The organism is Trichococcus sp., from assembly GCF_049589555.1.
Classification (GTDB): domain Bacteria; phylum Bacillota; class Bacilli; order Lactobacillales; family Aerococcaceae; genus Trichococcus.
The window spans coordinates 1-8866 of record NZ_JBAWAZ010000355.1 but is presented as its reverse complement, the minus strand read 5'-3'; the positions used below and the strand labels follow the sequence as shown (position 1 = coordinate 8866).

At 44.3% G+C, this 8866-nt stretch carries 8 protein-coding genes; 1 reads left to right on the top strand and 7 read right to left on the bottom strand.

All coding sequences use genetic code 11. The annotated features are described in order from the left end of the window. Positions 1-39: 39 nt before the first annotated feature. From WBV27_RS12235 to opp3b, 5 genes are all read right to left on the bottom strand, one after another. Complete coding sequence (locus tag WBV27_RS12235) at positions 40-1689, bottom strand: peptide ABC transporter substrate-binding protein (RefSeq protein ID WP_424202411.1); 1650 nt, start codon at positions 1687-1689, stop codon at positions 40-42. A 160-nt stretch (positions 1690-1849) separates the two neighbouring features. Continuing rightward, positions 1850-2794, bottom strand: coding sequence for an ABC transporter ATP-binding protein (locus WBV27_RS12230; RefSeq protein WP_424202410.1), 945 nt, complete (start codon positions 2792-2794; stop codon positions 1850-1852). After that, positions 2794-3939 (bottom strand): ABC transporter ATP-binding protein, encoded by a 1146-nt coding sequence (locus tag WBV27_RS12225; RefSeq protein ID WP_424202409.1) that lies wholly within the window; start codon positions 3937-3939, stop codon positions 2794-2796. Before WBV27_RS12225 ends, WBV27_RS12230 begins: the two co-directional genes overlap by 1 nt. 11 nt (positions 3940-3950) lie before the next feature. Next, complete coding sequence (gene opp3C, locus WBV27_RS12220; protein WP_424202408.1) at positions 3951-4997, bottom strand: oligopeptide ABC transporter permease; 1047 nt, start codon at positions 4995-4997, stop codon at positions 3951-3953. Positions 4998-4999: 2 nt separating this feature from the next. After that, positions 5000-5944, bottom strand: a complete 945-nt coding sequence (gene opp3b, locus WBV27_RS12215; RefSeq protein ID WP_086627987.1) for an oligopeptide ABC transporter permease — start codon at positions 5942-5944, stop codon at positions 5000-5002. Positions 5945-6113: 169 nt separating this feature from the next. Here opp3b and WBV27_RS12210 point away from each other — a divergent pair, with 169 nt between their 5' ends. After that, positions 6114-6476 (top strand): DUF3899 domain-containing protein, encoded by a 363-nt coding sequence (locus WBV27_RS12210; protein WP_424202407.1) that lies wholly within the window; start codon positions 6114-6116, stop codon positions 6474-6476. A gap of 54 nt (positions 6477-6530) precedes the next feature. Here the strand turns inward: WBV27_RS12210 and WBV27_RS12205 are convergent, their stop codons facing one another. Beyond that, positions 6531-8207 carry a peptide ABC transporter substrate-binding protein gene (locus tag WBV27_RS12205; RefSeq protein WP_424202406.1) on the bottom strand — a complete coding sequence of 559 codons (1677 nt, stop codon included), beginning with the start codon at positions 8205-8207 and terminating at the stop codon, positions 6531-6533. A 359-nt stretch (positions 8208-8566) separates the two neighbouring features. After that, positions 8567-8866: hypothetical protein (locus WBV27_RS12200; protein WP_424202405.1), on the bottom strand; the 300-nt coding region annotated here is incomplete at its 5' end.

Genomic DNA, 8866 nt, shown 5'->3' with positions numbered 1-8866 from the left:
ACTCAACCGAGTCGGCCCTTCTTTGGGTTCTAAACATTCTTATTCTTCGATATACGCTCTGCTCAGGTCAAATTCATTGCCCACTGAATTGAAGATGATGCCCTTCAGGTTAGGGTTTCTGAGTTGTGTTTCTGCTTCTTGGTAAAGCGGGATGATAGCCGCATCTTCCATGATCAGCTTGTGGGCAGCCATCAGGTCAGCCCAGCGTGCTTCAGGATTGTTTGCGTTAGTAGTTTTTGAAGAATCGATCAAAGCATCAAATTCCGCATTCGCATATTGTCCTTCGTTATAAGCAGATGTGCTGTACAACAAGTCCATGTAGTTGATCGCGTCGGCGAAATCCGCTCCCCAACCTGTCTGCAACAAGTCGAATTCATCTTGATTCGCCAATTCCAAACGGTTTTTCTTCGGTACATTGCGCAATTCTACAGAGATGCCTTCCAAATTGTTTTGGATTTGGCCTTGGATGTATTGGCTGATTTTTTTGTTTTTTTCATCGTCGTCCCCAACCAAGGAGAAAGTGATTTCTTCAACGCCTAATTCAGCTTTAGCTTCCGCCCAAAGTGTTTGCGCTCGTTCCACATCATATTCCAGATAAGAGCCGGCTTCAGCGGCAAAGTCTTCTCCGGTCGTCGGGTTGCTGACAAAATCAGCCGGCAGGAAACCGCCGATTGCTGTCGAACCGTCGCCGATTACGCTATCAACCAATTCATCACGATTGATGACAAGTCCGATGGCTGCTCTCAGCTTCGCATTTTGCAGGTAGACGTTGTCGTGGTTGAATTCGATATACGCCGTGCGGGCTTTTTTCTGAACGACTACGTTAGGATCAGTCGCCAATTGTTTAACCAATTCGCCGGTAACCTGCGCGTTGTCGACTGATCCTTGTTGGAACAGATTCACGACAGTGCTTGTTTCTTTGATTACTTGGACGTTGACTTCTTCCAGCTGCACTTCGTCAGCTGCATAGTAATCTTCGTTCTTCACAAGATCCCATGTCAGGCCAGTGCCGTCCCAGTTTTCGATAGTGAAAGGTCCGTTAGCCAAAACGTTTTCGCTGCTTGTTCCGTACTTATCGCCTTTTTCAGTCACAAATTCCTCGTTTTGCGGGAAGAATGCGCTGAATGCCAATAATGATTCAAAGTAAGGTGTCGGCTGCGTCAACTCAATTGTGATTTCAGTGTCGCTTACTGCCGTTACGCCCAATTCTTCAGGGTCCATTTCTCCGGCCATGATCTCATTGGCATTCTTGATGGTCTCAGCCAAGTAAGCGTAGGATGCGCCCGCTTCCGGATCCACCAATCTTTGCCAAGCGAATACGAAATCGTTCGCTGTCACAGGCTCTCCGTTTGACCAGACAGCATCATCGCGGAGTTTATAGGTATAGGTCAAGCCGTCCTCAGAAACCGTTCCGGCTTCAGCAGCGATTGCGGGAACGGGCTTTCCGTCTGCATTGATTTTCAATAAACCTTCGATCGCGTGGCTGATGTAGTTCGAACTGTTGATGTCCGTCATCAGCGTTGTATCCAATGTCGCCAATTCTGTAGGTGCCGTATAATTGACAACTTGTCCGCCTGCGCCCTCACTTGCTGTATTTGCTGCGCTATCGTCCGTTGCGCCGTCTCCTCCGCAAGCAGCCAAAATGACAGCTGTTGTAGCTAAAATGAAAGAACTTTTCAATCTCCTCATGTAACTCTCCCCTTTTTCTATTCGTATTTTAATATTATACTACAAATAATCGGGATATTCCATAAATAATGGGAATTATTATCATATAAATTTCATCATTTCTTCATTTCATTAGTTTTCTATGGCAAAAAAGCCCGGAACAAGTTCCGGACTTTTTTTATCAGTAATTTTCGTATTTTGCTTTCAATACGGGAACATCGGACTCGCGGCAATAAACAAAGTGCCCTGGAACGATTTCTCTCATTGCTTCCGGCTCACCATTCTCTTCACGGGGAACATAAGTGAAGCGGGTGCGGTTGCGCTCATAAACCGGATCCGGCAGCGGTATGGCCGATAATAGGCTTTCCGTATAAGGATGTAAAGGTTTGTTGTAAACGTCGTCTGCGGGCGCTAATTCGACCAATTTGCCGAAGTACATAACGCCGATGCGGTTGCTGATGTACTTGACCATCGACAGATCATGCGCGATGAACAAGAAAGTCAGTTTTTGTTTTTTCTGCAATTCCATCAGCAGGTTGACCACTTGCGCCTGAATGGATACGTCCAATGCGGAAATAGGCTCATCAGCAATGATCAGTTTTGGATTTACTGCTAAGGCTCTGGCGATTCCGATACGCTGTCTTTGACCGCCGGAGAACTCGTGCGGATAACGGGAAGAATGGTCTTTATTCAATCCGACCAGATCCAACAATTCGGCAACTCGCTCATCGACTTCTTTCTCGGTAGTCGCAAGTCCATGGATCTTCAATCCTTCGGCAATGATGTCGCGTACTTTCATACGTGGATTCAAGGATGCATACGGATCCTGGAAAATCATCTGCATATCCTTACGGAAAGCCAGTTGCTCTTTTCTGTCATGCAGCGTATGGATTTCAGTGCCATCAAAAAAGATTTCGCCGGAAGTCGGGTTGTACAAGCGGATGATAGCGCGACCTGTAGTCGTTTTTCCGCAACCGGATTCGCCCACCAAGCCAAGTGTTTCGCCTTCATATATGTCAAAGGAAACATCATCAACGGCGCGGACTTCATTCTTTGTGCCGACGTTGAAATACTGTTTCAAGTTTTTTACTTCCAGAATTTTTTTCTGTCCTGTTGTGTCATACATTACAGCAGTCCTCCTTTCTCAGTGAGTTTTGAATCGATGTCCGGGCCTTTACCATGAGGCAAAACAGCCGGTTCCTTATCTGCAGTGTCCATCACTTTCAATTCATCGGAAGGAGCGAGTTTCATGTCTGAAAAAGTCGCACGTCGGTTCATGATGCCCTCTGGAGGATTCACGGACGGTGCGTCGGGATGCAATAACCAAGTAGCAGCCGAATGGGTATCAGATACCTTAAAGAACGGCGGATCGTACAAGGTGTCGATCTTCATCGCATATTCGCTCCTGGGCGCAAAAGCATCACCAGTCGGAGGATCCAATAAATCCGGGGGTGTTCCTGGGATCGCATAAAGCGATCCTGCAGTGTCCAATGTAGGCATCGAGCTTAACAGTCCCCATGTATAAGGGTGTTGCGGGTTGTAGAAAATTTCATCGACAGTCCCTACTTCGACGATTTTGCCGGCATACATGACGGCTACTCGGTCTGCGACGTTCGCCACTACACCCAAATCATGGGTGATGAAAATGATCGATGTCTTGATTTTCTGTTGCAGATCCTTCATCAACTCCAGGATTTGCGCTTGGATCGTAACGTCAAGAGCGGTTGTCGGTTCATCCGCAATCAGAATATCCGGGTTGCAGCCCAATGCGATCGCGATGACGATACGTTGGCGCTGACCGCCCGAGAATTGGTGCGGGTACTGTTTCATTCTTTTGGCAGGGTTCGGTATACCAACAAGCTGCAATAATTCTTCAGCTTTTTTGTAGGCTTCATCCTTGCTGATGTTTTGGTGTTTGATGATCGGTTCAGCGATTTGCTTGCCGATTTTTTGAGTCGGGTTCAAAGAAGTCATCGGATCTTGGAAAATCATTGCGATTTCCGAACCACGGATCTTCTGCATTTGTTTTTCGGTTTTGTGCACTAAATCTTCGCCCTTGAACAAGATTTCACCGTGTTCAATGTTGGCGTTGTTTGCCAATAGACGCATGATGCTGCGGCTAGTCACTGATTTACCAGAGCCGGATTCACCAACGATGGCTAATGTTTCACCTGGCTTCAGGTCAAAACTGACGCCACGGATAGCTTTTACTTTACCTGCATAGGTATCAAAAGTAATTTGTAGGTCTTTTACTTCCAATATATTTTCCATCTGGTTACCTCCTAATCTCTCATTTTTGGATCGAACGCGTCACGAAGTCCATCAGCCAATAAGTTGAAGCAAATCATGATGACGCTCATGATTCCGGCTGGATACCACATCAGATGCGGCAAGAAACGGAATGTCTTATAACCATCGTTGATCAATGTACCAAGCGATGCATTCGGAGCAGGTATACCGATACCGATAAAGCTCAGGAATGCTTCGAAGAAGATTGCCGATGGAATGGAAAACATAACTTGAATGATGATGACACCGGCCAAGTTAGGCAGAATGTGTCCGAAGGCAATTTTCATCGGTGATTGACCCAACGTGCGGGCAGCCAGGATGTATTCCTGATTTTTCAATTTCAGGGTTTGCGCTCTGACGACACGCGCCATCGAAAGCCATTCAGTCAACGCCAAAGCAATGATGATGGAACTGATGCCGGGTTTCAGAACAAGCAACATCAGGATAACGACTACCAAGTTTGGCACACCGGAAAGGATTTCCAGGATACGTTGCATGATATTGTCGACTTTTCCGCCCAACCAGCCGGATGTCAGACCGTAGACAACGCCGAGTGTCAGGTTGAATAATGCTGCCATAAAAGCAATGAATAAGGAAACGCGGGTACCATAAAGGATTCGCGACAATAAATCGCGTCCCAGGCTGTCCGTACCGAGATAGTAGTAAACATCCTCTGGAACGTTTGATGCTTCGTACTTATCGATAACTACGCCATTCTGCTTCACTGTTCCGTTCAAACCGTTGATGTCGATGCCGGGAATTTTCGGCGGCATATTTGCATACTGGACAGTTTGCGCATTCGGGTCATGCGGTGCGATGACAGGAGCCAACAGACTGGACATAGTGATGATGATCAAGATGACCAAACTGACCATGGCCACTTTATTTTTCTTCAGACGGCGCCAAGAATCTGCCATGAAGCTCAGGGAAGGCGCTGAGATTTTTTCTTTATCCTGCATGCTTGACTCGGATGCTGATTCGAAAAGGTCTTTCGTGACTGTCGGCATCGCTGTTGTATTGCGTAATTCATTTTCACTCATGCTTATTCCCCTCCTTCTGTAGCGACTCTGATACGAGGGTCGATGATTCCATAAAGGATGTCAACCAACAAAATGACGATGACCAACATAGTCGAATACATCATCGTGACGCCCATGATTGTAGGATAATCATTCGTCAGGATGGATTTTACGAATTGTTCGCCGATACCAGGGATGGCAAAAATATTTTCAACAACCATCGAACCTGTCATCAAACCGACTGTCATCGGGCCGATGATGGTGACTAGAGGAATCAGTGCATTACGGATGCCGTGTTTGAACGCGACTTCCCAACGGCTCAGACCTTTCGCTCTAGCGAGTTCGACATAGTCGCTGCCCAATACGTCGACCATTTCGGTTCGCATGAACCGAGCCGAATCGGCCAACGGGGAAATACTTAACGCGATCGTAGGCAGAATCGAAGAACGGAACCCATCATTCCACAAGGCAATCGGCAACACCTTCAGCCATACGCCGAATACCAATTGAAGAATAACCGCAAAAACAAAGTTAGGAATCGAGCGGCCGACGATGGCTGTCAAAGTGGCAACTGTATCCACCCAAGTCCCCTGTCTCATCGCTGCGATTACGCCCAGCACAATACCGAGGATCGTTCCTATGATAACTGCTTGAAGCCCTAATTGCATGGAAGGTCCTATTCTGCTGCTCAGCAAATCCGTAACCGGAGTATTGTTGAACTGGAATGAAACACCCATATCCCCACGCAATAGTCCAAAAATGTAGACTGCGTATTGGACCATAATCGGTTTATTTAGTCCATACTTTTCATTCATGATAAAAATTTGTTCCTCAGATAACTTGTCTTGGTTACTGTATGGTGTACCCGGCAAAGCTTTCATCAGAAAAAAAGTTATCGATGCAATCAAAAACAACGTAATTGCCATATATAAAATACGCTTGCCGATGTACTTTGCATAACTTTTCATCGTTTGTCATCCTCCATTATTTAGTTATTTTGTAAATAGCACCTGATAGTATATCATATTTAAATATACAAAAAAGAAAATGAACACAAAATCAAATCATATTTTAATTGAGTTTTCTTTCTTTTTTTTGTACATTTAAAATTGAGAAAACAAAAAGGAGCCAAAATAAGTGAATCTCACAAAAAAAAACGTGCTTGTTTCATTATTCATTTTCATATGTGCACTGGTTTATCAACTGATTAAATTTGGATCCTTAAGTTGGACCGAAACATCCAACATCCTGTTTATGATAGCTGGTCTTTTATTGATCATCGGTTTGTCCGGACTCGTACTGGCTTCCGGGAGTTTCGACTTCTTTCACTTCAGCGTCAGAAAAACGCTAAGAAGAGAACCAAAGGAGGATGGCTTCAAGGAACCATTGAATCCGCATGCTCTTTCATCTTCCGTCGGGAAAAGTTATCAAAATGTCCTGACTATCGGTCTGTTGTTGTTGGGGATCAGCATCATCTGTCTCTGGGATTATATTTTATAAATAAAACATCCATCTGGCATGAATGTATGCCAGATGGATTTTTTATTGCCTTAATTAATCCACGTTCTGAGTGCCAGAATTTGAAGCCCATTTGTATGAGTAGTCAGCACCGACTAAGTGCTCACCCAAATCTGTGACATACGGTTTTTGTAGAACTGCATAAGAACGTTGATACAGAGGAGCGATACCCGCATCTTCCATCAAGATCTTTTCAGCAGCAAGCAGGCTAGCCCATCTTGCATCAAGGTCAGTCACGTTTGTGCGTGCTTCATCGATCAAAGCATCGTATTCAGCGTTGGAGTAACCGGATTTGTTGTTGCCGTTTTCTGTTTGGAACAATTCCAGGAAGTTGATCGGGTCAGCATAGTCAGCTCCCCATCCAGCTAATTCGATATCGTATTCGCCGGAAGTATCAGCTTCAAGACGGACTTTGAAAGGTACATTACGCAAGGTAACAGTCAATCCAGGAAGGTTTGTCTGTAATTGGCTTTGCAGGAATTCAGAAGAACGTTTCGCATTTTCTGTGTCATCGCTCAACAATTCCAAAGTGATGGATTCAACACCCAACTCAGCCAAGCCTTTTTCGAAGTATGTTTTAGCTTCTTCAGCATTGTATGTCAGAAGATCGCCATTTTGTTTACGGTAGTCTTCGCCAGTTGAAGGATCCAAAGCAAGTTTTTCAGGAACCAATCCGTTTGCAGGGATGGAACCGTTCTGCAATACAACATCAGCATACGCTTGTTTGTCGAAAGCCATAGCTAAAGCTTTACGGATGTTGGCATTTTGTAATGGTGTGCCTTCTCTTTGTTGGTTGAACTTCAAGTAGAATACAGAAGAAGTCGGCATTGTGTGCACTTCAGGATCGCCGGCTCTTTGTGCTACGTACTCACCAGTCAAGATCATGCGGTCGATTGCATCTGTATCATACAGATTCAAGGCAGTGGAAGTCTCTTTGATGACTTCTACGTTGATTGCTTGCAATTTCACAGCATCTTTATCCCAGTACTCTGCATTTGGTTCGTACGTCCATGATAAGCTCGCTGCATCCCAGTTAGCTAACACGAATGGTCCGTTGTACAATAAAGCATCGCTGCTTAATGCGTATTGGTCGCCTTGTTCTTCAACAAATGCTTGATTTTGAGGGAAGAACATAGCCAATGTCAGAAGATCTTTGAAGTATGGCACTGGAGAAGTCAAAGTGATTTCCAGCGTTTTTTCGTCGATCGCTTTGACGCCCAATTCTTCAGGCGCAACTGCACCATCAATAATTTCGGTTGCGTTGGCGATAACACCTGCCATCATGTAAGAATATGAAGCAGCCTCTGCAGGGTCAACCAGTTTACGCCAAGAATAAACAAAATCTTCTGCCGTTACAGGCTCGCCATTTGACCAGTTCGCTTCATCACGGATAGTGAAAGTGTAGACCAAGCCATCTTCGCTGACTGTAGGATCTTCTGCTGCGATCCCTAATTCAACCGTTCCATCCAAACCTTGGCGATACAGACCTTCGTTTACGTTGCTTAAAGCAGTAAACGCAACTGTATCTGTAGCTTGTACAGAATCCATTGTAGGGATTTCAGCGCTTTCAACCAGATTTAACACCTGATCGCTGTCTGTTGCACCTGCAGACCCTGATGAATCGGCCGTGCTTCCCTCTCCGCCGCATGCAGCTAATACAAGTGCGGAGCTTAAAGATAATAACACTAAAGATGATAGTTTCTTGTTGCCCATATTTCTTTTCCCCCATTCCCTCTGTTTCTATAATTTCTATAGTAAGGTTAATTATAGTTCTGACTGATATTAAAATCAAGTTTGGGAATTTAATAAATTGATTAAAATTAGATTAACATACTCATATTTTCACTTTTTTTGAGTTTATATATCGATATTAGATATATATTGAGAATCTCACACAGCATGTCAGAACATTGAAATGTCGATGAAAGCGAAACCAAATGTTGTCAAACTGGCAAAAACCAACGTCGAACATTTGTTTATTAATAAACATTGAATTAATATATTAATATTGATATATTTGCATGATAAAGAGATATTCAATCGTTTTCACAAAAAAAATTACGCAACTCTATTTAAAAATCGTTATTCTTCTGGTTTTCTGCGTATAACACGGTTGTTGTATAGGCGTTGACCAGAATTTTTTCCATCATGATCGCTTCAGCTTTTCTTTCAAGAAAGACTTGGTTGTCTTCAACAAGGATGGCATACTTCCCCTTCTCGATCCGGAAGATCGTATCGCTTCGGTTCCCATTGAAAACGACGATATACTTTTTTTCTTCGTTCTCTAAAGCAAAGGCTACGATGTTGAAATTCTCGCTTAAGGTTGTGAAGTGGGCGTCAATTTCTTCGTGGGTATGCAAGCGGAACAGATA

Excerpts from the sequence above, each read along its gene's own strand:
- opp3C (WP_424202408.1), bottom strand. The coding sequence starts at position 4,997 with ATGAGTGAAAATGAATTACGCAATACAACAGCGATGCCGACAGTCACG.
- opp3b (WP_086627987.1), bottom strand. The coding sequence starts at position 5,944 with ATGAAAAGTTATGCAAAGTACATCGGCAAGCGTATTTTATATATGGCA.
- WBV27_RS12225 (WP_424202409.1), bottom strand. The coding sequence starts at position 3,939 with ATGGAAAATATATTGGAAGTAAAAGACCTACAAATTACTTTTGATACC.
- WBV27_RS12205 (WP_424202406.1), bottom strand. The coding sequence starts at position 8,207 with ATGGGCAACAAGAAACTATCATCTTTAGTGTTATTATCTTTAAGCTCC.
- WBV27_RS12235 (WP_424202411.1), bottom strand. The coding sequence starts at position 1,689 with ATGAGGAGATTGAAAAGTTCTTTCATTTTAGCTACAACAGCTGTCATT.
- WBV27_RS12230 (WP_424202410.1), bottom strand. The coding sequence starts at position 2,794 with ATGTATGACACAACAGGACAGAAAAAAATTCTGGAAGTAAAAAACTTG.